This is a genomic window from Mycobacterium sp. NGS29 (assembly GCF_059812965.1).
Map to the genome: position 1 here is coordinate 103,760 of NZ_JCALDR010000006.1, position 25,976 is coordinate 129,735.

25 protein-coding genes and 1 pseudogene are annotated in these 25,976 nt (G+C 68.0%); 9 read left to right on the forward strand and 17 right to left on the reverse strand.

Annotated elements, in window-relative coordinates; genetic code table 11:
• Positions 1–8 precede the first annotated feature (8 nt).
• Positions 9–1,424 (reverse strand): MinD/ParA family ATP-binding protein, encoded by a 1,416-nt coding sequence (locus AC5Y5Z_RS10625; RefSeq protein WP_499925051.1) that lies wholly within the window; start codon positions 1,422–1,424, stop codon positions 9–11.
• Positions 1,425–2,150: 726 nt separating this feature from the next.
• Here AC5Y5Z_RS10625 and gltB point away from each other — a divergent pair.
• A complete protein-coding gene (gene gltB / locus AC5Y5Z_RS10630) occupies positions 2,151–6,734 on the forward strand; it encodes a glutamate synthase large subunit (RefSeq protein ID WP_499925052.1) in 4,584 nt (1,527 codons plus the stop codon).
• Positions 6,727–8,193, forward strand: coding sequence for a glutamate synthase subunit beta (locus AC5Y5Z_RS10635; RefSeq protein ID WP_463826231.1), 1,467 nt, complete (start codon positions 6,727–6,729; stop codon positions 8,191–8,193). Before gltB ends, AC5Y5Z_RS10635 begins: the two co-directional genes overlap by 8 nt.
• A 333-nt stretch (positions 8,194–8,526) precedes the next feature.
• Here the strand turns inward: AC5Y5Z_RS10635 and AC5Y5Z_RS10640 are convergent.
• Positions 8,527–9,373: pseudogene (locus AC5Y5Z_RS10640) on the reverse strand (LLM class F420-dependent oxidoreductase).
• Between the two features lie 39 nt (positions 9,374–9,412).
• On the opposite strand from AC5Y5Z_RS10640, the gene AC5Y5Z_RS10645 reads away from it, so the two are divergent.
• The 3 genes from AC5Y5Z_RS10645 to AC5Y5Z_RS10655 all read left to right on the forward strand — a co-directional run bounded on the left by AC5Y5Z_RS10645 (position 9,413) and on the right by AC5Y5Z_RS10655 (position 11,080).
• Complete coding sequence (locus AC5Y5Z_RS10645; RefSeq protein WP_463826229.1) at positions 9,413–9,838, forward strand: hypothetical protein; 426 nt, start codon at positions 9,413–9,415, stop codon at positions 9,836–9,838.
• Positions 9,838–10,842 carry a PHP domain-containing protein gene (locus tag AC5Y5Z_RS10650; RefSeq protein ID WP_499925054.1) on the forward strand — a complete coding sequence of 335 codons (1,005 nt, stop codon included), beginning with the start codon at positions 9,838–9,840 and terminating at the stop codon, positions 10,840–10,842. Before AC5Y5Z_RS10645 ends, AC5Y5Z_RS10650 begins: the two co-directional genes overlap by 1 nt.
• Positions 10,843–10,951: 109 nt before the next feature.
• Positions 10,952–11,080, forward strand: a complete 129-nt coding sequence (locus AC5Y5Z_RS10655) for a hypothetical protein (protein WP_463826227.1) — start codon at positions 10,952–10,954, stop codon at positions 11,078–11,080.
• 246 nt (positions 11,081–11,326) lie between these two features.
• Here the strand turns inward: AC5Y5Z_RS10655 and dinB are convergent, their stop codons facing one another.
• The 10 genes from dinB to AC5Y5Z_RS10705 all read right to left on the reverse strand — a co-directional run bounded on the left by dinB (position 11,327) and on the right by AC5Y5Z_RS10705 (position 17,934).
• Entirely contained in the window at positions 11,327–12,526 is a 1,200-nt protein-coding gene (gene dinB / locus AC5Y5Z_RS10660; RefSeq protein WP_499925055.1) for a DNA polymerase IV, read from the reverse strand.
• A 54-nt stretch (positions 12,527–12,580) separates the two neighbouring features.
• A complete protein-coding gene (locus AC5Y5Z_RS10665; RefSeq protein WP_463826225.1) occupies positions 12,581–13,228 on the reverse strand; it encodes a TetR/AcrR family transcriptional regulator in 648 nt (215 codons plus the stop codon).
• 82 nt (positions 13,229–13,310) lie between these two features.
• Positions 13,311–13,805, reverse strand: a complete 495-nt coding sequence (rraA, locus tag AC5Y5Z_RS10670; protein WP_463826224.1) for a ribonuclease E activity regulator RraA — start codon at positions 13,803–13,805, stop codon at positions 13,311–13,313.
• Between the two features lie 8 nt (positions 13,806–13,813).
• Positions 13,814–14,242: an Rv3852 family protein gene (locus tag AC5Y5Z_RS10675; protein WP_463826223.1), complete on the reverse strand. Its 429-nt coding sequence runs from the start codon at positions 14,240–14,242 to the stop codon at positions 13,814–13,816.
• 82 nt (positions 14,243–14,324) lie between these two features.
• Positions 14,325–14,558: a hypothetical protein gene (locus AC5Y5Z_RS10680; RefSeq protein WP_463826222.1), complete on the reverse strand. Its 234-nt coding sequence runs from the start codon at positions 14,556–14,558 to the stop codon at positions 14,325–14,327.
• Between the two features lie 5 nt (positions 14,559–14,563).
• Positions 14,564–15,220, reverse strand: coding sequence for a DUF6474 family protein (locus tag AC5Y5Z_RS10685; RefSeq protein ID WP_463826221.1), 657 nt, complete (start codon positions 15,218–15,220; stop codon positions 14,564–14,566).
• 100 nt (positions 15,221–15,320) lie between these two features.
• Positions 15,321–15,719 (reverse strand): transcriptional regulator, encoded by a 399-nt coding sequence (locus tag AC5Y5Z_RS10690; protein WP_463826220.1) that lies wholly within the window; start codon positions 15,717–15,719, stop codon positions 15,321–15,323.
• A gap of 561 nt (positions 15,720–16,280) precedes the next feature.
• Positions 16,281–16,814 carry a peptidase gene (locus tag AC5Y5Z_RS10695; RefSeq protein ID WP_463826219.1) on the reverse strand — a complete coding sequence of 178 codons (534 nt, stop codon included), beginning with the start codon at positions 16,812–16,814 and terminating at the stop codon, positions 16,281–16,283.
• A 205-nt stretch (positions 16,815–17,019) separates the two neighbouring features.
• Positions 17,020–17,643, reverse strand: coding sequence for a superoxide dismutase (locus AC5Y5Z_RS10700; protein ID WP_499925059.1), 624 nt, complete (start codon positions 17,641–17,643; stop codon positions 17,020–17,022).
• A 138-nt stretch (positions 17,644–17,781) separates the two neighbouring features.
• A complete protein-coding gene (locus AC5Y5Z_RS10705) occupies positions 17,782–17,934 on the reverse strand; it encodes a hypothetical protein (RefSeq protein WP_463826217.1) in 153 nt (50 codons plus the stop codon).
• A 386-nt stretch (positions 17,935–18,320) separates the two neighbouring features.
• Between AC5Y5Z_RS10705 and AC5Y5Z_RS10710 the strand changes: the two genes are divergently transcribed.
• A complete protein-coding gene (locus AC5Y5Z_RS10710) occupies positions 18,321–19,352 on the forward strand; it encodes a DUF4328 domain-containing protein (RefSeq protein ID WP_499925060.1) in 1,032 nt (343 codons plus the stop codon).
• A 4-nt stretch (positions 19,353–19,356) separates the two neighbouring features.
• Entirely contained in the window at positions 19,357–20,175 is an 819-nt protein-coding gene (locus AC5Y5Z_RS10715; protein ID WP_463826215.1) for a glycerophosphodiester phosphodiesterase, read from the forward strand.
• Positions 20,176–20,197: 22 nt separating this feature from the next.
• Here AC5Y5Z_RS10715 and AC5Y5Z_RS10720 read toward each other — a convergent pair whose 3' ends face one another.
• Together AC5Y5Z_RS10720 and AC5Y5Z_RS10725 are read right to left on the reverse strand one after the other, a co-directional pair.
• Positions 20,198–21,322 carry an LCP family protein gene (locus AC5Y5Z_RS10720; RefSeq protein ID WP_499925062.1) on the reverse strand — a complete coding sequence of 375 codons (1,125 nt, stop codon included), beginning with the start codon at positions 21,320–21,322 and terminating at the stop codon, positions 20,198–20,200.
• Positions 21,323–21,372: 50 nt separating this feature from the next.
• Complete coding sequence (locus AC5Y5Z_RS10725) at positions 21,373–22,158, reverse strand: DUF2470 domain-containing protein (protein ID WP_463826214.1); 786 nt, start codon at positions 22,156–22,158, stop codon at positions 21,373–21,375.
• Positions 22,159–22,256: 98 nt separating this feature from the next.
• On the opposite strand from AC5Y5Z_RS10725, the gene pheA reads away from it, so the two are divergent.
• Complete coding sequence (pheA, locus tag AC5Y5Z_RS10730) at positions 22,257–23,186, forward strand: prephenate dehydratase (protein ID WP_499925064.1); 930 nt, start codon at positions 22,257–22,259, stop codon at positions 23,184–23,186.
• Entirely contained in the window at positions 23,183–23,893 is a 711-nt protein-coding gene (locus AC5Y5Z_RS10735) for a histidine phosphatase family protein (RefSeq protein ID WP_473138661.1), read from the forward strand. Before pheA ends, AC5Y5Z_RS10735 begins: the two co-directional genes overlap by 4 nt.
• Here the strand turns inward: AC5Y5Z_RS10735 and AC5Y5Z_RS10740 are convergent.
• The 3 genes from AC5Y5Z_RS10740 to AC5Y5Z_RS10750 form a co-directional block, all read right to left on the reverse strand.
• The gene (locus AC5Y5Z_RS10740) at positions 23,870–24,082 is read right to left on the reverse strand and encodes a hypothetical protein (RefSeq protein WP_473138660.1); all 213 of its coding nucleotides are present in this window, start codon (positions 24,080–24,082) and stop codon (positions 23,870–23,872) included. The genes AC5Y5Z_RS10735 and AC5Y5Z_RS10740 overlap by 24 nt on opposite strands.
• Positions 24,083–24,146: 64 nt before the next feature.
• Positions 24,147–24,497 (reverse strand): metallopeptidase family protein, encoded by a 351-nt coding sequence (locus AC5Y5Z_RS10745; protein WP_463826210.1) that lies wholly within the window; start codon positions 24,495–24,497, stop codon positions 24,147–24,149.
• A 5-nt stretch (positions 24,498–24,502) separates the two neighbouring features.
• Positions 24,503–25,894: a septum formation family protein gene (locus AC5Y5Z_RS10750; RefSeq protein ID WP_499925065.1), complete on the reverse strand. Its 1,392-nt coding sequence runs from the start codon at positions 25,892–25,894 to the stop codon at positions 24,503–24,505.
• Positions 25,895–25,976: the final 82 nt, after the last annotated feature.

Sequence of the window (25,976 nt, forward strand, 5' to 3'; positions counted from 1 at the left end):
AATGCTGGTCAGCGGTCCTGCCGGCCCGGGGGTGTGCTGACGTTCGCCGGATCGGGCTGACGATTCGGGACCGGCTGGTCACGAAAGCGATCCGTCGGCGCGGCCGGGTTCCGCGATGCGAAATAGCCCGTGATCATCGCCGCGACCTGGAGAAACTTCAGGCGCGTCGCCGCCGCCAGCTGTTCGGTGACGTCGATGACGCCACCGGGTCGCAGGTGGGGATCGAAGGGAACCTCGACCACCGGCTGGCCGTGGTCGACGAACTCGCGAGCCAACAATGACCGGGTGCGTTTGTCGGCGTGGCCGTCGGAGTCGTTGAGCACGACCACGCTGCGTTGCAGCAGATCCCGAAGGTCATGGTCGGCCAACCACTCGACCGTCTTGGCCGCAGCGGCGGCGCCGTCCGCCCACGGCGAGGAAACTACGATCAGCGCGTCCAAGTCGCGCAACACTTCCCGCGTGACGGCAGCATCCATGGTGGAGCCGCAGTCGATGACCGAGATCGCGAAGTGGCGGTCCAGCCGTAGCGCAGCCTCGCGGTACACGGCCGGATCCAGCACCCGGCGGGGACCCGCCGCCGGCTCACCGCCCAGCACATAGAGGCCGGCGGCATTGCGGCCCACCCGCGACGTCACGTCGGCGAAGGTCTGCAGGTTCTTGTCGGCGGTCAACTCCCAGAACGAGCCCGTGGTACGCGGATCGATGCGGCTGCTCAGTCGGCCGAACGCGGTGTCGGCGTCGATCGCGACCACACGGTCCTGCTGGCGTAGCTCGGCCAGGATCGAGCCCACGCTGGCGGCGACAGAGGTCTTCCCGACACCACCCTTGCCCAGGACGCCGACCTTGTGGTTGCCGTGCAGCGCAACTCGGATGGCCGCCTCGAATTGCGCGGCGCTGCGTTGCGCGGCCGATGGGCCGGGGTCAACGAGCCCGAAGGTGGCCACCTGCACCACGCGTCGCCAGCCGCGGTGTGCGGGCTGGGATCGGCGCGCCGGCGCCGCCCCGGTACCCGGCCAGGAGATCGGCGGAGGAACGTCACTGCGCTGCGGCGGCGCTGGGCTTCGGTGCGGGCTCGGCGTCGGATGCGGTGCCGGGGGCGGTCGGAGCTGCACCGGGCCGGGCGGCGCGGCGGGCATGGCTGGTGGGGGCGGGGGCGGGGGCGGCACGGCGCGCGGCGCGGGCTCGGGCACTGCAGCAGGTGGGGTGGCGTCTTCGGCCGGCGGCGGCGGGGCGAATGTCGCTCGCGGGGTCTCGGTCGCTGCCGGCGGGCTGGGGGCGGGGTGCGGCGGACGGGGCGGGACCGGCGGCCGGAAACCCGTGGTCGGCGCCGGACGCGGGGAGGCGGGCGGTGCCTCGGGCGGACGCGCAGCCACCGGCTGGTCGGGCCGGACGCGGTTGCGCAGGAATTCCTGGGGCTCGTTCATGGGCTCCTCGGGGTGCGACGGCGGCGGATCGGCACGCCGGTGCCTGGCCATTTCCGATTCCCGCGTGATGAACCCCACGGTCCGATCGGCCGGTGCCGGACGCTTCACTCCAGTATCGACCACCCACAGCTCGGGCTGAACCGGGTGACTCCCACACCGGGACGCAACCGGCCGCTCGTGGGCAACAACCAGATCTGCGCAAACTCGCCTACCCGACGGGTTGACCGCTCCCGCCCGGCGCGGACGCGGCCGATCTCGATTCGGCCGACTTGGCTGCCACGCCTTTTCGGCTACGGTGTTGCCGGTGTGACTGTTGGTCCGGCAGCCGACAACGACGGATCGCCAGCCCAACCCGCGCACTCAGCAAACCGGGACGCGCGACCGGGCCGGCCGCCGGAGCGGTCCACCATCGACACCGGATGTCGCACGGCTGTCAAATGCTGGTAACGGCGAATTTACGGCCCTGCGAGCAGGCAAGTTAGTATGGGTAAGTTGGCATGTCAGGCGGTTTTTGTCCTATCGTTTTAAGACTTGTCGAGACCAGGTACAGGACGACCGTTCAGCGCTGCACGGACGAAGTCCTGACCGGATTATCTCCGCTAGGCGGACAGCCTATCGACCAGAGCGCAGGGGCTTAGCCCGCAACCTCCGGGTGCGGCTCCTCGATCAGGAAAAGTCGATCCGCAAAGCGGCGGTGCAGAAAGTCTGCTGAAGGGTTAGGTGGGTATGACGCCCAGGCGCGTCGGGCTTTACAACCCCGCATACGAACACGATTCGTGCGGGGTCGCCATGGTCGTGGACATGCACGGCCGGCGCAGCCGCGACATCGTGGACAAGGCCATCACCGCGCTGCTCAACCTCGAACACCGCGGTGCCGCCGGCGCCGAACCGCGCAGCGGTGACGGCGCGGGGATCATGATCCAGGTGCCCGATGCGTTCCTGCGGGACATGGTGGACTTCGAACTGCCGGAGGCGGGCAGCTATGCCACCGGCATCGCGTTTTTGCCGCAGTCGGCCAAGGACGCCGCCACCGCCTGCGCGGCGGTCGGGAAGATCGCCGAATCCGAGGGTCTGCAGGTGCTCGGCTGGCGCAACGTGCCCACCGACGACTCGTCGCTGGGCGCGTTGTCACGCGATGCGATGCCCACCTTCCGCCAGGTTTTCATGGCCGGCGCCTCGGGCATGACGCTCGAACGTCGCGCCTACATCGTCCGCAAGCGGGCCGAACACGAACTCGGCACCAAGGGCCCCGGCCAGGACGGACCGGGCCGGGAGACGGTGTATTTCCCGAGCCTGTCCGGCCAGACGCTGGTCTACAAGGGCATGTTGACCACCCCGCAGCTCAAGGCCTTCTATCTCGACCTGCAGGACAACCGGGTGACCAGCGCATTGGGCATCGTGCACTCCCGGTTCTCCACCAACACGTTCCCGTCGTGGCCGTTGGCGCACCCGTTCCGGCGGGTGGCGCACAACGGAGAGATCAACACCGTCACCGGCAACGAAAACTGGATGCGGGCCAGAGAGGCGCTGATCAAGACCGACGTCTTCGGTTCGGAAGACGACGTGGAGAAGCTGTTCCCGATCTGCACCCCCGGGGCGTCCGACACCGCGCGCTTCGACGAGGTGGTCGAGCTGTTGCACCTGGGCGGCCGGTCGCTGCCGCACGCCGTGTTGATGATGATTCCCGAGGCCTGGGAACGCAACGAGTCGATGGATCCCGCCCGGCGGGCGTTCTACGAGTACCACGCCTCGTTGATGGAGCCGTGGGACGGCCCGGCGTCGATCACGTTCACCGACGGCACCATCGTCGGCGCGGTGCTGGACCGAAACGGTCTGCGCCCGTCGCGAATCTGGGTCACCGACGACGGCCTGGTGGTGATGGCCTCAGAGGCCGGTGTGCTGGACGTCGACCCGTCCAAGGTGGTCAAGCGGATGCGGTTGCAGCCGGGCCGGATGTTCCTGGTGGACACCACCCAGGGCCGGATCGTGGCCGACGAGGAGATCAAGGCCCAGCTGGCCGCCGAGCACCCTTATCAGGAGTGGCTGGACAAAGGTCTGGTTCCGCTCGACAAGTTGCCGGCCAACAAATACGTGCGCATGCCGCATCACCGTCTCGTCATGCGGCAGCAGGCCTTCGGCTACACCTATGAGGAACTCAACCTGCTGGTGGCGCCGATGGCCCGCACCGGCGCCGAGCCCCTGGGCTCCATGGGTACCGATACGCCGATCGCGGTGCTGTCCAAGCGTCCGAAGATGCTCTACGACTATTTCCACCAACTATTCGCCCAGGTGACCAACCCGCCCCTGGACGCGATCCGGGAAGAGGTCGTCACCAGTCTGCAGGGCACCACCGGCGGCGAGCGCGACCTGCTCACGCCGGACGAGAACTCCTGTCGCCAGATCGCGCTGCCGCAGCCGATCCTGCGCAATTACGAGCTGGCCCGGCTGATCAATCTGAACCCGGAGGACGAAGTCAACGGGCGGCCACATGGCATGCGGTCCACAGTGATTCGCTGTCTGTACCCGGTCGCCGAAGGGGGCGCCGGGTTGGCCGCCGCGCTGGACGAGGTGCGGGCGCAGGCGTCGGCGGCCATCGCCGACGGGGCACGCGTGATCATCTTGTCCGACCGCAACTCCGACGAGGCGATGGCACCGATTCCGTCGTTGCTCGCGGTGTCGGGCGTGCACCACCACCTGGTGCGGGACCGGACCCGTACGCATGTGGGTCTCGTCGTGGAATCCGCTGACGCCCGCGAGGTGCACCACATGGCGCTGCTGATCGGGTGCGGGGCTGCGGCGATCAACCCGTATCTGGTGTTCGAGTCGATCGAGGACATGATCGACCGCGGCGTCATCGAGGGCATCGAACGCAACAAGGCGCTGAACAACTACGTGAAGGCCGCCGGCAAGGGCGTGCTCAAAGTGATGTCCAAGATGGGCATTTCGACGCTGGCGTCCTACACGGGTGCGCAACTGTTCCAGGCGGTCGGCGTCTCCGAGGATGTCCTCGACGAGTACTTCACCGGTATGGCCTGTCCGACCGGCGGTGTCACGCTGGACGACATCGCCGCCGATGTCGCGACCCGGCACGCGCTGGCCTATCTGGACCGCCCCGACGAGCGTGCGCACCGCGAACTCGAGGTGGGCGGGGAGTACCAGTGGCGCCGCGAGGGCGAGTACCACCTGTTCAACCCGGAGACCGTCTTCAAGCTGCAGCACTCCACTCGCACCGGCCAGTATTCGATCTTCAAGGAGTACACCCGGCTGGTCGACAACCAGAGCGAGCGGATGGCATCGCTGCGCGGGCTGCTCAAATTCCGTGCGGGCGTGCGTCCTTCGATACCGATCGAGGAGGTGGAACCGGCCAGTGAGATCGTCAAGCGCTTCTCGACCGGGGCCATGAGCTATGGCTCGATCTCCGCCGAGGCGCACGAGACGCTGGCCATCGCGATGAACCGGTTGGGTGCCCGGTCCAACAGCGGCGAAGGCGGCGAGGACGTCAAGCGCTTTGACCCCGACGCCAACGGGGATTGGCGACGCAGCGCGATCAAGCAGGTCGCCTCCGGGCGGTTCGGCGTCACCTCGCACTACCTGACCAACTGCACCGACATCCAGATCAAGATGGCTCAGGGCGCCAAACCCGGTGAGGGCGGCCAACTTCCGGGGCACAAGGTGTATCCGTGGGTCGCGTCGGTAAGGCACTCCACACCCGGCGTCGGCTTGATCTCGCCGCCACCGCACCACGACATCTATTCGATCGAGGATCTCGCACAGTTGATCCACGACCTGAAGAACGCCAACCCGTCGGCGCGCGTGCACGTCAAGCTGGTGTCCGAGAACGGCGTCGGCACCGTTGCGGCCGGAGTCTCCAAGGCGCACGCCGATGTGGTGCTGATCTCGGGGCACGACGGCGGTACCGGCGCGACCCCGCTGACGTCGATGAAGCATGCGGGTGCCCCGTGGGAGTTGGGTCTGGCCGAAACTCAGCAGACCCTGCTGCTCAACGGTTTACGTGACCGCATCGTGGTCCAGGTGGACGGCCAGCTCAAGACCGGACGCGACGTGATGATCGCGACGCTCCTCGGCGCCGAGGAGTTCGGCTTCGCCACAGCGCCTTTGGTGGTGGCGGGCTGCATCATGATGCGTGTCTGCCATCTGGACACCTGCCCGGTGGGGGTGGCCACCCAGAACCCGCTGCTGCGGGAGCGGTTCGCCGGGAAGCCGGAATTCGTGGAGAACTTCTTCATGTTCATCGCCGAAGAAGTGCGGGAGTACATGGCCCAGTTGGGTTTCCGCACGATCAACGAGGCCGTCGGTCAGGCCGGGGCGTTGGACACCACCCTGGCGCGCGCGCTGTGGAAGGCGCACCGACTGGACCTGACCCCGGTGCTGCACGAGCCCGAGTCGGCGTTCATGAATCAGGATCTGTATTGCAGTTCGCGCCAGGACCACGGCCTGGACAAGGCGCTGGACCAGCAGTTGATCGTGATGAGCCGCGAGGCGCTGGATTCGCAGAAGCCGGTCCGGTTCTCCACCAACATCAGCAACGTGAACCGCACGGTGGGTACCATGCTCGGCCACGAGGTGACCAAAGCCTATGGCGGCCAAGGGTTACCGGACGGCACCATCGACATCACCTTCGAAGGGTCCGCCGGCAACAGCTTCGGCGCGTTCGTGCCCAGGGGCATCACGTTGCGCATCTACGGTGACGCCAACGACTACGTGGGCAAGGGACTTTCCGGCGGCCGGATCGTGGTGCGGCCGTCGGACAACGCGCCCGAGGGCTATGTGGCCGAGGACAACATCATCGGGGGCAACGTGATTCTGTTCGGTGCCACCAGCGGCGAGGTCTACCTGCGCGGTGTGGTCGGCGAGCGGTTCGCTGTCCGCAACTCCGGTGCGCACGCCGTGGTGGAGGGTGTGGGCGACCACGGCTGCGAATACATGACCGGTGGGCGGGTGGTCATCCTGGGCCGTACCGGCCGCAACTTCGCCGCCGGCATGTCCGGTGGTGTGGCCTATGTCTACGATCCCGACGAGGAATTGCCGAACAACTTGAACATCGAGATGGTGGACCCGGAAACACTGGACGACGAGGACGCCGAGTTCGTGAAGGGCATCATCGAGGCGCACGTCGATGCCACCGATTCCGCTGTGGGCCAACGCATTCTGGCTGACTGGCGGGGCCAGCAGCGCCACTTCGTGAAGGTGATGCCGCGGGACTACAAGAAGGTGCTGTCGGCGATCGCCGAAGCAGAACGCGACGGTGTGGACGTGGACAAGGCGATCATGGCGGCGGCTCATGGCTGACCCGACCGGCTTCCTGAAGTACACGCACCGCGAGCTGCCCAAGCGGCGGCCGGTCCCGTTGCGGTTGAAGGACTGGCACGAGGTGTACGAGGAGTTCGACGTCGACACCTTGCGGCATCAGGCGACTCGCTGCATGGACTGCGGAATTCCGTTCTGTCACCACGGTTGTCCGTTGGGCAACCTGATCCCGGAATGGAACGACCTGGTACGACGGGGCCACTTCCGCGATGCCATCGAGCGCCTGCACGCGACGAACAACTTCCCCGACTTCACCGGTCGGCTGTGCCCGGCGCCATGCGAACCGGCGTGCGTGCTCGGCATCAATCAGGAGCCGGTGACGATCAAGCAGATCGAGCTGGAGATCATCGACCGGGCCTTCGACGAGGGCTGGGTGAAACCGCTGCTGCCGCACTGCGATACCGGCAAAACCGTTGCGGTGGTGGGTTCGGGCCCCGCCGGTTTGGCGGCGGCTCAGCAGCTGACGCGGGCCGGGCATCATGTCACGGTGTTCGAGCGGGAGGACCGGATCGGCGGGTTGCTGCGTTACGGCATCCCCGAGTTCAAGATGGAAAAGCGTGTGCTGGACCGGCGGCTGGAGCAGATGGCGGCCGAGGGCACCGAGTTCAAGGCCGGCGTGAACGTCGGGGAGGACCTCACCGCCGAGCAGTTGCTGGCCGATTTCGATGCGGTCGTGCTGGCCGGGGGCGCCACCGCCTGGCGCGACCTGCCGGTGCCGGGCCGGGACCTGGACGGCATCCACCAGGCGATGGAGTATCTGCCGTGGGGCAATCGGGTCCAGGAGGGGGACGACGTACTAGGCCCCGACGGCGAGCCGCCGATCACCGCCAAGGGCAAGAAGGTGGTGATCATCGGCGGCGGCGACACCGGTGCCGACTGTCTGGGCACCGCCCACCGTCAGGGCGCGGCCAGCATCCACCAGTTCGAGATCATGCCGCGTCCGCCGGAGACCCGCGCCGAGTCGACGCCCTGGCCCACCTATCCGTTGATGTACCGGATCGCCTCAGCCCATGAAGAGGGCGGCGAACGGGTGTTCTCGGTCAACACCGAAGAGTTCATCGGCAAGGACGGGCACGTCACCGCGCTCAAGGTGCACGAGGTGACGATGCAGGACGGCAAGTTCGTCAAGGTCGAGGACTCCGACTTCGTGCTCGAAGCGGACCTGGTGTTGCTGGCGATGGGTTTCGTCGGCCCCGAGCAGCCGGGGTTGCTGACCGACCTCGGGGTCAAGCTCACCGAGCGTGGCAACGTTGCCCGCGGCGACGATTTCGACACTTCGGTGCCGGGTGTGTTCGTGGCCGGCGACATGGGCAGGGGTCAGTCCCTGATCGTCTGGGCGATCGCCGAGGGTCGTGCCGCAGCGGCCGGGGTGGACCGGTTCCTGATGGGATCCACCGCCCTGCCGGCACCCATCAAGCCGACCGCTGCGCCATTGCGCTAACCACACTAGTCACATCTGAAACATTTGATAAATCGTCGGCGTGCCTTCCGGCGTTTGCCAGAGCCTCAGGTGTCTAATAACTGACTGTGGGCCGCATCACACAGTCCCAATACATAAGGCACATTTCGGGTCGCCTTGAGCCCCTATCGCGTTAACCCGATCGCAGGAGTAGTTATCGTGCATATGAACCCAGTTCCCAGGTCAAAGATGGGTCGAATCGCGTGGTCGCTGTTTCGCCACCCCGTCAAGAGCCGCGAGTTTCCGGCGCGCAGTGAGCGGCTGGTGACCACCGAGGATCTGCTGCGCTTCGCTGTCTAGCCGCCGAGTGTTTGCTCAGCTCAGCAACCCGGACTCCCGGATAGCTTGGGCGAGCGGCTCGATCACGGCGGGGTCGTGCGGCGGAGCGATGTAGACGATGCCGAGATCCAACCCCTCGGCACCCAGCGCGGCCGCCGTCTCGATCACCTGGTGGTAGTCGCGGTCGGACCCCAATCCCAGGTGCGCCGAGAGCGTGATTTCTGTCGGGTCCCGTCCGATGTCGGCACAGCGCGCATGCAGCACGTCGCGTTTGCGGGCGAACTCCTCGGCGGTGCCGCCGGCGAAGTTCCAGTGCTGCGCATAGCGCGCAGTGATCGGCAGGGTCCGCTTCTCTCCGCTGCCCCCGATGGCGATCGGCGGGTGCGGCCGCTGCGGTCCCTTCGGCTCGTTGCGGGCGTCCCTGAGTTGGTAGAACTTGCCGTCGAAGGTGGTCGTCTCCTGACTGAGCAGGCTGACCAGCACCTGGCAGGCCTCCTCGAACCGGTCGAAACGTTCTTTGAGACCGCCCAGTTCTCCCGTACGCGCCTGATTCCTCTTCGTTCCAGCCGGCGCCGATACCCAACTCGAGCCGCCCACCGGAGATGACGTCGAGAGTGGCGGCCATGTTGGCCAGCACCGCGGGGTGGCGGTAGTGGATACCGGTGACCAGGGTGCCCAGCCGTAGCCGCGTGGTGGCCTGGGCCAGCGCCGTCAGCGTGGTCCACCCTTCCAGGCACGGACCGGTGGAGTCGGAGAAGATCGGATAGAAGTGGTCGAAGGTCCAGCCGGACTCGAAGACGTCGATGTCGTCGGCGGCCTGCCAGACAGCCAGCATGTCCGACCAGGTGGTGTTCTGCGGTGAGGTCTTGAAGGCGAATCGCATGAGTCCGAAGGTAGTCCGGCAACTAGACTCGTCCGAACGATGACCCTCGGACTCGACACCACACTCACCCTGCTAGCGGCGGGCCTGATCTTCCTGTTGGCACTGGGCCTCGGGGTGTGGAAGTACCAGCAGGTCATGGTGTCCGAAGAGCACCGCGCGCACCCGTACGTCGACATCGCGCACCGCGCGGCGCTGCTGTACAGCTTCGCCACGCTGTTGTTCGCGGTGTTCGTCGAACTCAGCGCGTGGCCGGCCTGGGTGAACCTTGCCGCGACCGGCGTGGCGGTGTTCTTCTTCGTGGCCGCCATAGCCAGCTACATCCTGCACGGCGCGCGACGCGACACGGAGAACCAGTTCGACCCGCCCGTGCCGGGTACACGATTGGCGATGACCCTGCTGATCGTCGGGGAGATGGGCGGTTTCGCCGTGGTACTCGCCGGCTTTGTGGTGAAGCAACTGCTCTGATGGACCCGGTGGCCGCGCTGCGCGAGATCGCGTACTACAAGGACCGAAGCCGTCAGGATTCCCGACGGGTCATGGCCTACCGCAATGCCGCCGACATTCTGGAGAAGCTCGACGAGGCCACGCTGGAGCGCCACGGCCAGGACAACAGCTGGCAGTCGATCCCGGGAATCGGGCCCAAAACCGCCAAGGTGATCGCGCAGGCCTGGGCCGGCGATGTACCCGAACAACTCGTCGAATTGCGTTCTAGCGCAGAGGATCTCGGCGGTGGCGAGATACGTGCGGCGCTCCGGGGAGATCTGCATCTGCATTCGAACTGGTCGGACGGTTCCGCGCCGATCGAGGAGATGATGGCGGCCGCCGCGGCGCTGGGCCACGAATACTGTGCGCTGACCGATCATTCGCCGCGGCTGACGATCGCCAACGGGCTGTCCCCGGACCGGTTGCGTAAGCAGCTCGATGTGATCGACGAACTGCGGGACCGGTTCGCGCCGATGCGAATCCTGACCGGCATCGAGGTCGACATCCTTGACGACGGCAGCCTGGACCAGGAGCCCGAATTGCTCGACCGCCTGGACATCGTGGTGGCCAGCGTGCACTCGAAGCTGTCCATGGATGCCGGCGCGATGACCCGGCGCATGGTGCGTGCCGTGTCCGACGGTCACGCCGACGTACTGGGCCACTGCACAGGGCGACTGGTCTCCGGCGGGCGCGGGATCCGGCCGGAATCGAAGTTCGACGCAGAGAAGGTGTTCACTGCCTGTCTCGAGCACGGCACCGCCGTTGAGATCAACTCGCGACCCGAACGGCGGGATCCACCGACGCGGCTGCTCGAGCTGGCCCGGGACATGGGCTGTGTGTTCAGCATCGACACCGACGCGCACGCACCCGGCCAGTTGGACTTCCTCGGCTACGGCGCGCAGCGGGCCTTGGACGCCGGTATCGACGCCGAGCGCATCGTCAACACCTGGCCAGTGGAACGATTACTGGAGTGGACTAAGTCCTGAAGCTGGTCCTCAGCATCGCCAATAGCCGTTCACGTGAGTCCCGTTCTTCTTCGTGTAACCGTTGACCCAGGTGCAACCGACTCCGGGTGCATTCGGCGGATTAGGCAGATTGACATCGGTCGGCGGCAATGGAACCGCGGGTGGCGTGGCGGCGGGTGACGGACTGGCCGATGTCGACGAGGACGGAGTGGACGACGGGGTGCGCGACGCCGCCGGACAATACTGCGACTGTGGATAGTCGACGCAAAGTTGCCGGTCCACATGCGTCCATTGACCCCCGGAGCAGAGCGAATACGTGCCGCCCGATGCCGGCGTGACCGCACCATCCTGACAGTCGGCGCGGGCAGCCGGGACCGCGAACCACACCGCGACACTGCCGGCGAGAACCACGCCGACCTGAAGAATCGAAGCAATGCGCATGCCCGGCAACTTACCGGCGACGCGTGACATGGCCGGAACGAATACAAACGCCGGCGCCCGGCCGTCAATCCGGGAGGTGCGGCATTTCCAGCCCAGGATCGCGGCCGACCAGCACCGCGCGGGTGAGTGCGGACTTGCCGTAGCGACGGTGGACTTCGTCCACCGCGGCATCGACTGACACAGAATCGCCGGCGAAGGGCAAGGCCAGTTGTTCGGCGCCGTTGCGGTCGATGCCCGAAACGGCGAAACCGATGAGCGTCAAACCCTTTTCGGCAATCAACGGATCCGCTGCCGTCACGAGTCGCCGCGCTGTGGCCAGGATCGGCTGCGTGGCGGCGGTAGCCCACGGCATGGTCTGGGACCGTGTCACCCGACCGAAGTCGTCGAAACGCAGTCGCAGCACCACCGTGCGTCCGGTGCGTCCGGCGGCGCGCATCCGGCCGGTGATCCGGTCGATCAGATTGACCACCACAGCATCGACCTCGGCGGGTGACATGGTGGCACCGGCGCGGCCCAGCGCGCGTTGGGCGCCGACCGATCGCCGCCGCACCCCGGTGTTCACCCGGCGGCGGTCGATGTTGCGGGACAGCGCGTAGAGCTGGCGGCCCATCGCGTGCCCGACCATGGACCCGAGCATCGATTCGCTGAGCTCGGACACTTGGGCCACCGTGGTGATGCCGTGCGCGCGCAGCTTGTCCGCGGTCACCGTGCCCACACCCCACAGTCGCCGCACCGGCAGCGGATGCAGGAAGGCCAGCTCCTGATCGGGTGCCACCAGGAGCAGCCCGTCCGGTTTGGCTTCCTGACTGGCCACCTTGGCCAGGAATTTGGTGCGCGCGATCCCGACGGTGATGGGCAGACCCACCCGCTCGCGCACATCGGCGCGCAGTCGCGCCGCGATCTGCACCGGGGTCCCACTGACCCGGCCGAGCCCGTGGACGTCGAGGAAAGCCTCGTCCACCGACAACGGCTCCACGATCGGGCTGCAATCGCCGAACACTCGGAACACGTCGTCGCTGGCCTGGGAGTAGGCGCGCATCCGCGGCGGCACCACCACGGCGTGTGGGCACAGCCGCCGGGCTTGCGCCCCGCCCATCGCGGTGCGCACTCCGTAGGCCTTGGCCTCATAGCTGGCGGCCAGCACCACGCCGCCCCCGACGATCACCGGGCGGCCCCGCAGTGCCGGGTCGTCGCGCTGCTCGACGGACGCATAGAACGAATCCAGGTCCGCATGCAGGATGGACGCCTCACACCGCACGAACATATGTTCGCACGGGGCACCGACAGGGTGGTGAGCCCGCGCGCCGGCGGAGCCGGGCTACCGGCGCTCGCCGTAGATACTGCTGACCCAGATGTGGACCAGCGTGTCCAGCACATTCTCTTCCGGCACCGACGGCGCCTCGGCGGCGAACGACGCGAACAATGTCCGCTCGTTCATCAGGTTGAGCGCGGTAGCCAGTTGGTCACTGGGCAGAGTTCGGGGCGCCGCTCCGCGATCGCGTTCGGCCTCGATGCCCAGCGCGGTGAAGGTGATCCACTTCTGCATGAACGTCGACCACAGTTCCCGGATCTCAGGACTGGTGTCGCGGGCGGCCATGCTGGCGCGCGTCACCGCTTTGTGCGCACCGAACGTCTCGAAGAACACGGCGACGCCGGTCCGCCACCGGTTGTCCCCGTCCTCGGCCAACTTGTCGGAGAGTCCCTGCAGCGCGGTATCGGCCTTCTTGACCACGCGGTCCAGCAGCGTCAGCAGGACAGCTTCTTTGGACGGGAAGTAGAAATAGAACGTCGGGCGGGAGATTCCGGCGCCTTTGGCCAGATCGTCGACAGAGATGTCCGCCAGCGACCTGCCCTTCAGCAGTCCCTCGGCGGTGGTCAGGATGGCCAGTTCGCGGTCGTCTCCCGAGGGTCGTGCACCGCGCCGGCCGCGGGGGAGCGCAGTCTTGGTGCCGGAGAAGGTCGCCACGCGGGCAGCTTACACCGCGTTGAGATAGTCGACAGCATGTCGACGCAGCGGATTCCGGCCGGCCGCACACCTGGCGACGGCCTCAACCCGGCAGCGGATGTTCTCCTGCTGCGACGACGACGATGCCGTCGTCGTCGCTGTAGGCCAGGTGACCTGGCGCGAAAGTCACCCCGCCCAACGTCACCTCGACATCGCGCTCACCGGTGCCGTTCTTGCTGCTCTTGCGGGGGTTGGTGCCCAGCGCTTTGATGCCGATGTCGATCCCGCGTAGCGCGGCGGAATCGCGCACTGCGCCGTTGACGATCAGCCCCGCCCAGCCGTTGGATCGGGCCAGCTCCGCGATCAGATCACCCACCAGCGCGGTATGCAGGGAACCGTCGCCGTCGACCACCAGCACCCCGCCCGCGCCCGGCTGCGACAGCACCGACTTCAACAGCGCGTTGTCCTGGAAGCAGCGCACCGTACTGATCGGACCGACGAACTGCGTCCGGCCACCGAACTGGCGGAATTGCAGGTCGCAGCTCCGCACATCGGGACCGATGTCGTCCACCAGATCGGCCGTCGGCTGAAAGGACACGGGCGCTGTCAACGGCGGCGCAATTGGCGGACCAACAACAGCGCCAGCAGGCTCAGGGCGAGCGCCACCGCATACGGGACGGGCGACTGCAGCGACGACGGTGCGGGCTCGTCGGCGGGCAGCGGGTTACGGGCCCGCTCGACAGTCGACTTTGCCTGCGCCGCAACATCTTTCGCAGCGGCCAGCTGTCCGTTGGTTTCGGCGTGCTGCGGCAGGTCCACGGGCGGCGCCGCCGGTGCCTCGACCGGTTCCGGCGCGGGTGCGATCTTCTTGGCGGCCGCCTTCTTGACCGGGGCTTTCTTGGCGGGCGCCTTCTTGGCGGGCGCCTTGGTGGCCTTGGCCGGTGCCTTCTTGGCGGGTGCCTTCTTGGCCGGCTGCTTCTTGGCCGGTGGCGTGGCGGCGGCTTCGCCCTCGGGTCGGTCCTGCGGATCTGCCATGCGGCCGCTCCTTTGCAGCATTTCGTTGCGTACGCGTACGGGGTCGCTCAGGGTCCCATCATGCCAGCCGGGCCGGGACCGGCTACGGCCTGCGCCGCGTCGCCCAGATGGCGGCGACGCCGACGGCCGCGACCGTCCCGGCCGCAAATGGCCAGATCGGCATGTCGGCGTCGGGGTCACGGGCGGACACCCAACTCGGGTCGGTAGCGGTGGCCGTGGTCAGAGCGGGCTGGGCCGCCGCACCGCCGGCCGTCAACATCGCGATGGCCGCCAGCACGGCGCACAGCAGACTCAGCCGCGACAATATCGACACCACCGGGGTCAGCCCAGCCCGAGACGGGCCAGGACGTCGGACTCGATGCCGTCGAGTTGCGAGGAGATGGCAGCGTGCGCAGCGCGGCGCCGCTGCGTCGGCATGTGCTCTGCGGCGGTGACTGCCGACGACAATTCGGCGAGCCGTTCACTGATCGCCGCGACGAACTGTTTGGTCTCCGGATCTTTCGGCTTCTTAGCCTGCACGCTGCGCAGCGATTGCTCGGCGCCCGCGATGCGCGCCGACAACCGGGCACCGTGGCCGGAGAACTGCCCGATCTGCGCCAGCGGGACCCCGAGCCGGTCGGCACGCCGCTGATCGATCAACCCGCGGGCCGCGACGGCCGCGCGGTAGATCAGCGGCATCAATATCGGGGCCAGTAGGCGAGACACCGTCAACGTGCGGCGAATCCGGGTGGGCGACAACAGCTTGCCTTCGCGCACTGCCTTCAACTCGGTTTCGGCGACCTTCAACGCCGCCCGGTCGCTATCCTTCTGGGCCTTCAGTTGGGCCTTGAACGCTTTGTCGGCGGACTTCTGGGCCGTCTTGATGCGGCGTCTTTCGTTCTTGGCCGCCAACCTGGCTTCCAGCTTGGCGCGGGCCTTGATGGCGCGGGCTTCGGCGCGACGTGTCGCGCGGCTCTTTCGCTTGCCGAACAGGCCCATTCCCGGCCGCCTCCCGCTATCTCTCGTGGGCTATCGCGTGTGCGCGCGAGCTCTGGGCCAACCCTAATCCGAGCAGGCTGCCGGCGGTCCGCCAGGTCAGCTAGGAGCCGAGGCCTTCGGCGCGGCGGAGCTCCTCGATCCGGTCCAGCACCTTTTGTTGAGCCTCCACCGGCAGGCCGTGCGCGCGAATCGCGATACGGCGAACACCGTCGTCCCGCACCGACGCGTAGAACTGCAACTCCTTGTCGAGCTTTTCGTAGTAGTCGTCGTCGGTGAAGTAGGCCGGCTTGATGCGGAAGAAGTTGGCCAGCGCTGTCATGGTCGCGGACGACGGGTTCGTGCGGTTGCCGGAACGTAGCTGCGAGAGGTAGGGAGCCGACATCGTGATGCCCTCCGCCTTGAGCGCGGCAATCACCTCCGCGGAGGTGTGCGGCCCCCTGCCAGGTGGATACACCGTGTCGAACAGGCGGTTCAGGCGGGCAGCGAACGTCGTGCTCATCGATATGACCTCCACCGGGGCAATCGGACCAATCGGTTATCACTAGGTATTTGCTGATCATGGTAGCGACGTTGTCAGCCAACAACCAAGTGCAAACGTGGGCGTATTCGGAACCAGCACTCCGGGCGACCATGCAGGACACCCCCGACGAGCATCCAAACGATTGGGTCAGGTGTCCATGAATTGACCGGATTTCACAGGTTATCCGCAGAATACACGCTCAGAACGGGCGCAGCGCTGCCGTCCGCGCGCGCGCGAAGTACAGCGCGATCAGTCCCGCAGCGACGCGCCCCGCCGATCTCGGGCAACCAGCGGCCGGCGCGAACGTTTCAGCTGATCACTTTGCTGCCCGGTGCCGCGCAGGGGCGTGGGGCGCCCGGTACACACCTGCTGGCAGGGCCGCGGGACGCCGCGGCAAGACCACCGGTGCGGTCCGCGCCCGGGCCTCGACGCACCGGACCCGGGTGGTCGGCGTGCGCGTCTGTTCGGGGAACCGCCGGGACGGGTGCGGTCAGCGCCGCAGAGTTTGCGCCGCGGTCCCGCGACGCCGGGGCCGCGCCGTCAGGCGGCGAGCAGCATGGCCAGGATGGCGGTGTCCGGGTGGCTGATCGGGTCGACCCCGACCCGGCTCACCATCGAAGTGACGGTGCCGTCGGCCTCCGCCTCGACCCATGCCGCCCGGTGTTCCAACCCCAGGTACGGCAGCCCGGGCAGCAGCACACAGCCGGACGCGGCGCCTTTGCACTCCGGCAACGACGGCATGGTCTCCGAGGGCGGGTGCAACATCAGCAGGGCGGGCGGCTGGTGTTCCGCGAAATAGCCCGGCTGGATGGCCTTGTCGCCGAAAACCGTACCCTCGGCCAGGACCAAGCCGACGGTGCCCGGTTCGGGTTCGTCGGGCAATTCTTCGCGTGCGCCGAAAACGGTTGTGGTGGACAGCAACCCGGGCAATGACGCGACCCGGACCGCGACCATCAGCAGCTGCGCCCATTCCTTGGTGGAATCGGGCCATCGCCCTGAGATCACGAACCCCTTCAGGTCGCCACGAGAATGAAAGGGGGCAACCCCGATAGGTGAACCGGACCCAGCGTCCATCTTGTCCTCCGAACCGCCTCCACCCGAAGTAACCACGTTGGTAGCTCGAAAAATCGCAACAGCACCGCAGCTGAAATGTAGCTCGAATATCCAAGGATGCGCGGGGTTTTGACGCCGTGCAACTCGACACGGCGCGCAACTGCGCAGCCGCACCGACAAGGGCGCCGCGCGTTGCCGCGCGACGCCCTGCCGTGGTGTCAGCCGATCAGGGGAAGATCAGCCCCGAACTCTTCGAGGTGGCAGCGGCGTACCGGTCCTGAACGTCGGCCCAGTTCACGACGTTCCAGAACGCCTTGACGTAGTCCGCTTTGACGTTCTTGTACTGCAGGTAGAACGCGTGCTCCCACATATCGACCTGCAGCAGCGGGATGATGCCGAGCGGCACGTTGGCCTGCTGGTCGTACAACTGGAAGGTCAGCAGCCGGCCACCCAGAGTGTCGTAGCCCAGCACCGCCCAGCCGGATCCCTGCAGACCGTTGGCTGCTGCACTGAACTGGGCACGGAACTTGTCGAACGATCTGAACTGGTCGTCGATGGCCGCGGCGAGGTCACCGGTCGGCTTGTCACCGCCGTTGGGGGACAGGTTCTTCCACCAGATGGAGTGGTTGACGTGACCGCCCAGGTGGAAGGCGAGGTTCTTCTCGTTCAGGAAGATCGCGGAGTGGTCGTCCTTGGCGCGGGCCTCCTCGAGCTTGGCGACCGCGTCATTGAGACCTTTGACGTATGTGGCGTGGTGCTTGCTGTGGTGGATCTCGTTGATCTGACCCGAGATGTGCGGTTCCAGTGCTGCGTAGTCCCAGTCCAAGTCGGGCAGGGTGTATTCAGCCACGGCATTCCTTCCTCGATGAGCGACTCATCTGACGTGTAGTTCGCGCGATCCCGCCGCGCGGCGGCCTCACCCATTCAACCCTGCTCCAAGACTGCGGATGCCGCAAGGATGCCCGAACGGTTTCTGCGGATCCCGGGCTCAGGACAGCGCGATCAGCGCCAAGATGCTGAGCAGCGCCAGCGCGATCAAACCGGCACGCAGGGCAGCGACGACGTAGGCGTGATTCCACACGGGTGACCCCGAGTACGAACTCGACTGGGTAGAGCCCGGGCCGAACGAATGTGTCGCCATCGAACGCCTTCCAAACTGCATGTTCACCTCGCGTTGCCGGAACCGTCAGTGAGGTGAGTCACAATCATTGTCGCGCTCGCGATCATACGCCACGCGCACAGGTAGCAAAACCTACGCGAATGCGAAGAGGCACGTTTGGACCGTCGCGCATCCGGGTACCAGTACTCGTCGGTGTATTCGCTCTGACCACTTCCGGGCCTGTCTATCGCGCCCGTTGTTATCGCAATGTTATCCACAGTCACGGCCAAAGCTGGCCGATAGAAGCGCCCGCTGCCGGTCCGCCCAGCTGGGGATAAACCTGTGGAAACTGTGGATAGCCATTTTTAGCTGTGGCCTGCGTCACTCACCGGGCGGCGACCCCGCAGCCCCCCGGTTACGCTGGTGCGGTGATTCAGGTGTGCTCCCAGTGCGGCACCCGGTGGAACGTGCGCGAACGCCAGCGCATGTGGTGCCCCCGTTGTCGAGGTGCCCTGATGGCGCCGCTGCCGGACGCGGCAGCCGCGGATTCCGGGTGGCGTCCGCCGGTCGCACCGCAGCTGCCCGCCGCTCCCGTCGCGCCGCGCACTCCACCCCGCCTCCCACCCGGTTTCCGCTGGATAGCGGTGCGTCCGGGCGCCGCGCCCCCGATGCGCAGGGGCCGCCGCCCGCTCGGTCCCACCCCGCGCTATACCGCGATTCCCCGTTGGGGCCTGACCGACCGGGTGCCGCAGCTGGTCCCGGCTACGTCCGAGGCCCCGGCCAAGGCGGGCCCGAAGGCGGACGTGGTGCGCGTGGTCATGTTCGCCACGCAACTGGTGCTCGCCGGCGCGGCGCTGATGTACGCGGTGCGCTACGGGTTGCTGATCTACAACCGCAACGCGCTGCTCAACTCCCTGGTGGCCGGTGCCGCGGACTGGCTGGGCATCGCCGCCAGCGTGGCCGCCCTGGTCGCGCTGTCGGGCTGCTTCGCGGTGCTGGTCCGCTGGCTGATCGCCCGCCGGGCTGCGGCGTTCGCCCACCACGGGTTGACCGAGCACCGCTCGCCGCGCCGGATCTGGGCCGGCTGCCTGCTGCCGTTCGCCAACCTGGTGCTGGCGCCGGTGTACGTCATCGAACTCGCCCTGGTCGAGGATCACTACGACCGGGTGCGCAAGCCGCTCACCTTCTGGTGGCTGGCCTGGGTCGTCAGTTACGCCGTCTCGGTGTTCACCATCGCGACATCGCTCTCCAGCGACGCCCAGGGCATCGCGAACAACAACATCATGGTGGTGGTCGGCTACCTCGTCGCGGCGATCACCGTGGCCGCGGTGGCGCGGGTGTTCGAAGGTTTCGAGCGCAAGCCGGTCGAGCGACCGATCCACCGCTGGCTGATCGTCGAACCCGATCCACCGCACCAGCCCGCAGCGGTCGAGCCAGAGGGACAGGAACCGGCGGCATAAGCGCATGACGCGGGCGGATGAGGTCCTCGCCGGGCACCCCTTCGTGGTGGCCCACCGCGGCGCATCATTTGTCCGTCCGGAGCACACGCTGGCCGCTTACGATCAGGCCCTCAGAGAGGGCGCCGACGGCGTGGAATGCGACGTGCGGCTGACCCGCGACGGTCACCTGGTCTGCGTGCACGACCGCCGTCTGGACCGCACCTCCTCGGGGGAGGGCCCGGTGAGTACTGCGACGCTGGCCGAAATGCGCGAGCTCGACTACGGCGCCTGGCACGACAGCTGGCGCTCGGACGGCGCGCACGGCGACACCAGCCTGCTGACCCTGGACGCGCTGGTGGGGCTGGTGCTGGACTGGCACCGGCCGGTGAAGATCTTCATCGAGACCAAGCATCCGGTGCGCTACGGCTCGCTGGTGGAGAGCAAGCTGCTGGCGCTGCTGCACCGCTTCGGCATCGCCGCCCCAGCCTCCGCGGACCGGTCCCGGGCGGTGGTGATGTCGTTCTCTGCCGCCGCGGTGTGGCGGATCCGGCGCGCCGCACCGATGTTGCCGACGGTGCTACTGGGCAAGACGGGTCGCTACCTGACGAGCAGCGCGGCCACCGCGGTGGGTGCGACGGCGGTCGGACCGTCGCTGGCGGCGTTGCGCGACTACCCCCAGCTGGTCGACCGGTCGGCCGCGCAAGGCCGCTCGGTGTATTGCTGGACCGTCGACGAGCGTGCCGACGTCGAGTTCTGCCGGGAGGTCGGGGTGGCCTGGATCGCCACCAACCATCCCGGGCGCACCAAGGCGTGGCTGGACACCGCGGCCGACAACGGCGGCTGAACCCCGGTTCGGCCGGACGGATTCACGGCTGCGGGTCCAGCGCGGACGTCGGCACCGGTGCATCGGTGGACAGCGCGTCGAACAGGGCGCGGGCCGCGTCGCGATTCCACACCACCACCGAGCCGGCACCGCTGTCGCTGAACTCGCCGATCGGCACGGTCGTGGCCGTGGTGCGGCCGTGCAGCGCCCAGCCGAGTCGGGCCAGGTCCCAGGCGTGGTCGCCGCGGTCCACCGTCAGGGCGGCGGCTGCGGCGCGCGGCACCGAGTACCAGCGCCAGGGGTTGAGCCACACCGCCGGGCTACCAGCGCGTTGCAGCACCGCGGACATGAACTGCCGTTGATGGACCATTCGATCCAGATCCGCCCGCGGGGTGGCCCGGGACCGCACGTAGCCCAGCGCGCTGCGGCCGTGCAGTTGTTGGCACCCGGCCGGCAGGTCCAGGCCGGCCAGTGGATCGCTGATCGGCTCGGCGGGGCACACAGTCACGCCACCGAGCGCGTCGACCAGTTCGGCGAATCCGCCGAAACCCACTTCCGCGTAGTGGTCGAGGCGCAGGCCGGTGGCCTGTTCGACCGTCTGCGCCAGCAACGCCGCACCGCCCATCGCGAATGCGGCATTGATCTTGTCGCGGCCGTGGCCGGGAATCGGCACATAGGAATCGCGCGGGATGGAGATCAGCGTGGCCGGACTCCCGGACCCGAAGCCGGGGAGGTGGACCAGCATGATCGTGTCGGTGCGGCCGGAGCCCACGTCGCCTCCGGTGGCGAGGTCCTGCTGCTGTTCGGCGGTCAGATCCTGGCGGCTGTCGGAGCCGACGAGCAACCAGTTGGTGCCGCGGCCGGGAGTCGGCCGCTCCTGGTAGTCGACCAGCACGGTCGCGCGGTGCACTGCGGAGTCGAACCAGAGGGTCAGGCCCAGCACACCGGCAACCACCAGCAGCGACACGATCAGCAGGACCAGCGCCAGCGTCCGGAACCAGCGGCGTCCGGATGTGCGGCGTGGTCGCGGGGGGCTGGGCGCGGCCGGCGGGGGCCGTCGCGGCGCGGCCGGCGGGGGCGGCGTCACCGGGGGCGGCAGGGGTCGGCGGCGCAACACCGGGGCAGCTTCCGGCTGAATCGGTCGCTGCGCTGGTCGATCCCCGTTCACCCGGGACAACTTACGGGGCGGGCACCCGCGGGGGTAGCGAACCGGCGGCGTTACTGGCGCGCGCGCAACCCGTTGACGAACGGACAGCCCATCAGGACGCGGATTGCCTGGCTGAGACCGCTCATGTCGTCCACCGGCTTGTGAAACGGCAACCGGATGTCGCGGTCCCCGTCGGTGCCTTCGACGCGGAACCGTACGCCGTAACGGTCCAGTCCCAGCGGACGGACATGTCCGCGCCGCAATGGCGCCGGTAGCCGCGACACCAGCCGCGCGACGACGTCGTTGTGGGCGGTGGCCAGATGCCACAGCAGCGTGGACTCGATCTCGCAGAACGGGTCGGGGCGTGCCGTCAGCAGATCGGCGACGCTCACGGGCTCGGCGCCGGTCGCGTCGGTGACCACCACCGAATCGATCTCAAGGCGCAGCAGGGTGTAGCTGACATCGTCCGCACTGGGCGGAGCGGATTTCGGCGTTTGGACCTGCAGCAGCGCGGGGTTCGGATTTTCCGTGGCGATCAGGTCCAACAGTTTGGCCACCGCGCCGGGGGGGATCCGGTGCAGCCGGCCACGCACCCAGACCAGCGACCGGACCGGCTCCCGCACCGGCAACGGCGCGTAGTCGGTCAGTTCCAGCAGTGCCTGCGACCCGGACTCCACCTGGCATTCCGGCATGCTGCTGGGAACTGCGACGGCGAATGTGCCGTCGTACAGCAGGTGGTGCATGGGCGTGGACACCGGATCGGCATCCTCGACCGCCAACAGCGCGCCCCCGGCCCGGACGCAGGCGCTGCGAATGCGCTCTGCCGTGGTGGGCGTAGGGTGTGTGACCGGTAGCACAGTTACCTCCGTAGTTTTAGGTAAGCCTAAGGTAACTTAGGGTCGGGTAACTCGCAAGAGTCGGTGGCCCACGCCGACGCGCCGTTAGGGTTGTCTCTGTGGCCCGCATCGCTTACCTCGGACCGGAAGGAACTTTCACCGAGGCCGCGCTGCTCCGAATCGCCGACACCGGGTTGATCCCCGGGTCTGACAGGGCAACGAGGCTGCCGGTCGAGAGCACCCCGGCCGCGCTGGACGCGGTGCGCGACGGCACCGCCGACTATGCGTGCGCCCCGATCGAGAACTCGATCGACGGATCCCTGGCGCCCACCCTGGACAGCCTGGCCATCGGATCGCCGCTGCAGATCTTCGCCGAGACCACGCTGGAGGTGGCCTTCTCCATCGTGGTCCGGCCGGGCCTGGACGCGGCCGACGTCCGGACGTTGGCGGCGTTCCCGGTCGCCGCGGCGCAGGTGCGGCGATGGCTCACCGCGCAGCTGCCCGGCGTCGACCAGCGACCCGCGTATTCGAACGCTGACGCCGCCCGGCAGGTGGCCGAAGGCGGGGTCGACGCCGCGGTGACCTCGCCGCTGGCTGCCGCGCACTGGTCACTGCCGACCCTGGCGGACGGGGTGGTCGACGAGGCCGGTGCGCGCACCCGGTTCGTGCTGATCGGACCGCCGGGGCCGCCGCCGGCCCGTACCGGGGCCGACCGGACGTCGGTGGTGTTGCGGGTGCAGAACGCGCCGGGCGCCCTGCTGATGGCGCTGACCGAGTTCGGGATTCGCGGCATCGACCTGACCCGCATCGAATCCCGGCCCACCCGTACCGGGCTGGGCACCTACATGTTCTTCGTCGACTGTGTGGGTCACCTCGAAGACGACGCCGTCGCCGAGGCACTCAAGGCGCTGCACCGCCGTTGTGCTGATGTGCGCTATCTGGGTTCCTGGCCGACGGGCCAGCCTGCGGGGGTGCTGCCACCGGTGTCGGACGAGGCGTCGCGCTGGCTCGCGCGATTGCGCGACGGCCGGGGCGAGGGAGCACCATGAGTGGCCGGCTGGTGTTGGTGCGCCACGGCCAGTCCTTCGGCAATGTCGAGCGCCGGCTGGACACGCTGCCCCCGGGGGCGGCGTTGACCCCGCTGGGCCGCGACCAGGCGCGCGCATTCGCGCGCAGCGGCTGGGCCGCGCGGCGCCCCCCGGCCATCCTGGCGCACTCGGTCGCCGTCCGGGCGTCGGAAACAGCCGCGGTGATCGGTGCTGAACTCGACCTGGCCACGCTCGAGCTGACCGGCATCCACGAGGTACAGGTCGGCGAACTGGAGAATCGCAGCGACGACGAGGCGATCGCCGAATTCAACGCCACCTACCGGCGCTGGCACCGGGGCGAGCTGAACGTGGCGCTGCCCGGCGGCGAGACCGCCCACGACGTGCTGGACCGGTATGTGCCGGTGCTCACCGATCTGCGAATGCGTTATCTGGACGACGACGCCTGGGACGGCGACATCGTGGTGGTCAGCCACGGCGCGGCGATCCGGCTGGCCGCGGCTGTGCTGGCCGGCGTGGACGGCTCGTTCGTGCTGGACAATCCGCTCAACAACGCCGAGTCGGTGGTATTGACTCCGATCACCGACGGGCGGTGGAGCTGTGTGCAGTGGGGTGTGAGCACCCCGCCGTTCTACCCGGAGACGCCGGACACGCCCGTCGGGCAGGCCTGCCAGGCCAGTACCGCGTCAGGCCCCGATCCAATGGGCTGATCTGCCGACATCGTCGGCCTGCGCGCAGGCGCAGCCGACCGCATCGCAGTCGACCACGAAGGCGTGCGTGAACAACTCGGGTATCGCACAGTCGTTCTCGGTGCATTCCGAGCGGGCCAGTGAGTGGACGATCAAGGTGCCGTGGCAGTGGTCCAAGCCTGCCCGGCAGTCGCGGCAGCCAGCGGTCATACGTCGTTCATAACACCGGGTGCCGACAAACGTCGGACACCCCGCCGAATCAGCGGCCAGAAAATCAAGCCCAGCCCAGCTCGTCGAGCCGGTCGTCATCGATCCCGAAGTGGTGGGCGATCTCGTGGATCACCGTGATCGCGACCTGGTCGACCACGTCGTCGTCGGATTCGCAGACGTCCAGCAGCGCGTCGCGGTAGATCGTGATGGTGTCCGGCAGCGCCCCGGCGTAGTCCGAATCCCGCTCGGTCAGCGCCACCCCTTCATAGAGGCCGAGCAAGTCGTCGTCGTCGGGATGGCGGTCGGCGACCAGGACGACGACGTTGTCCATCGCCGCCGTCAGCTCGGCGGGAATCAGGTCGAGGGCGTCGGAGACCAGTTCGTCGAATCGCTGCGGGTCCATCCGGACGGCCACGTCGGTCAGCTCGGGGGCGGCTCGGCGGGCGCCGGACCGTCGGGTGCCGGGGCCGGCGGCGGTCCGCCTCCGTCCACCGGCGGGGGAGCCTGGGCCGGCGGAGCCTGGGTGGCCGGTGAGGAGGGCGCCCGGGTGGGCGTCACCACGGGCTGCTGGTTGGGCAGGTGCTGGTTGCCCGGCGGCGCGGTGGGTGCCTGCTGTTGTTGCGCGGGTGCCGACGACGGTTGGCTGGGCACCTGCACGGGGATCTGCGGGAGGGTGAGTCGCTCCTGCGGGATGTCGGGTGGCGGCACCGGTTGCTGACCGTTGATCAGCAGCGGGCCCTTGGCGCTGTTGAGCAGCGTCGCCCAGCCGCCGTTGCCCAGCGTGGCGCCGATGCTGCAGGCGACCTCGCGGCTGCCGGCCGCCCAGCTGGGCAACGACACGGTCGGATAGATCAGGGTCAACGTGGTGGTGCGCAACTTGACCGGCGCCAGGTAGGCGTCGGTCATCCGGGTGCAGGTGTCCTTGATGAACCCGTCCTGGTCGGCCTCGGCGGGAAACGCGTCGGGGAACCTCTCGGCGAGGTTCACGGTGCCGGTGACTTCCATGGCATGCGGCGCCGTGCAGTCGACCGGAACGTCGACCGGTTGGTTGGTGGCCGAGTCGATGCCCACACAGGTGCCAGCGGGCCAGACCTTGGACTGGTCGATGTCGGCGACCTTGCCCTTGAACGCGACCTGCAGGTTGTTCGGGCCGGGCAATTGCAGTCCACACAGCATGCGGCGTTCGCCCGCTTGACGCCAGGCCCGGTCACCCGACCACAGCATGCTCACGGTGAACTTGCTGTTCGGGTCGAACTTGGGGCCCAGGTAGCGGCGCACCGCCGGCTCGCACTGCTCGGTGTTGATCTGCTGGATCCGCGCCGGGGACGGGGGAGCGGCGCTGGGCCCGTATTCCGATCCGGGGAAGGTGCGCAGGTCCACGGCTTCGGCGACCTCGAAACGGTGGTCCTGGGCGCAGCTGACGATGGACGCGGATTCCGGAGTGCCGTCCGGCCAGTTCAGGCAGTCGCCACTGTCGGCCCGGCTGAACGCCCCGTTGCTCTTGGAGCCGGTGCTGGGGGCGGGATCGCTGTTGAGGTAACCGGCGAGGCGTCCCCCGCTGCCCACTGACGGAAGTACGGTCACCAGTCCGGCGATCAGCAGGGCGCCCAGCGCGGTGAGCAGCAGGGCCCGCCGGGTCGCGGTCGCCTGCAAGCCGCGCGGCCAGCGGAAGCCCCTGGACGACTCCGGCGACTCGCTGGCAGGTGCCGCTTCCTCGGAGTCCTCGACGGCCGCCGGTTCGTCGGCCGGCGACTCCTCGAGCCCGTCGGCGGGTGGCGGTTGTTTCTTTCGCAGATCGAGCATCGGCTCCATTCTGACAGGACTGCGCTGGGACTGTTACCGATGTTGCAGATGTGAGACCCGGGGCGAACTGCGACGATCTGCTGCGACCGCG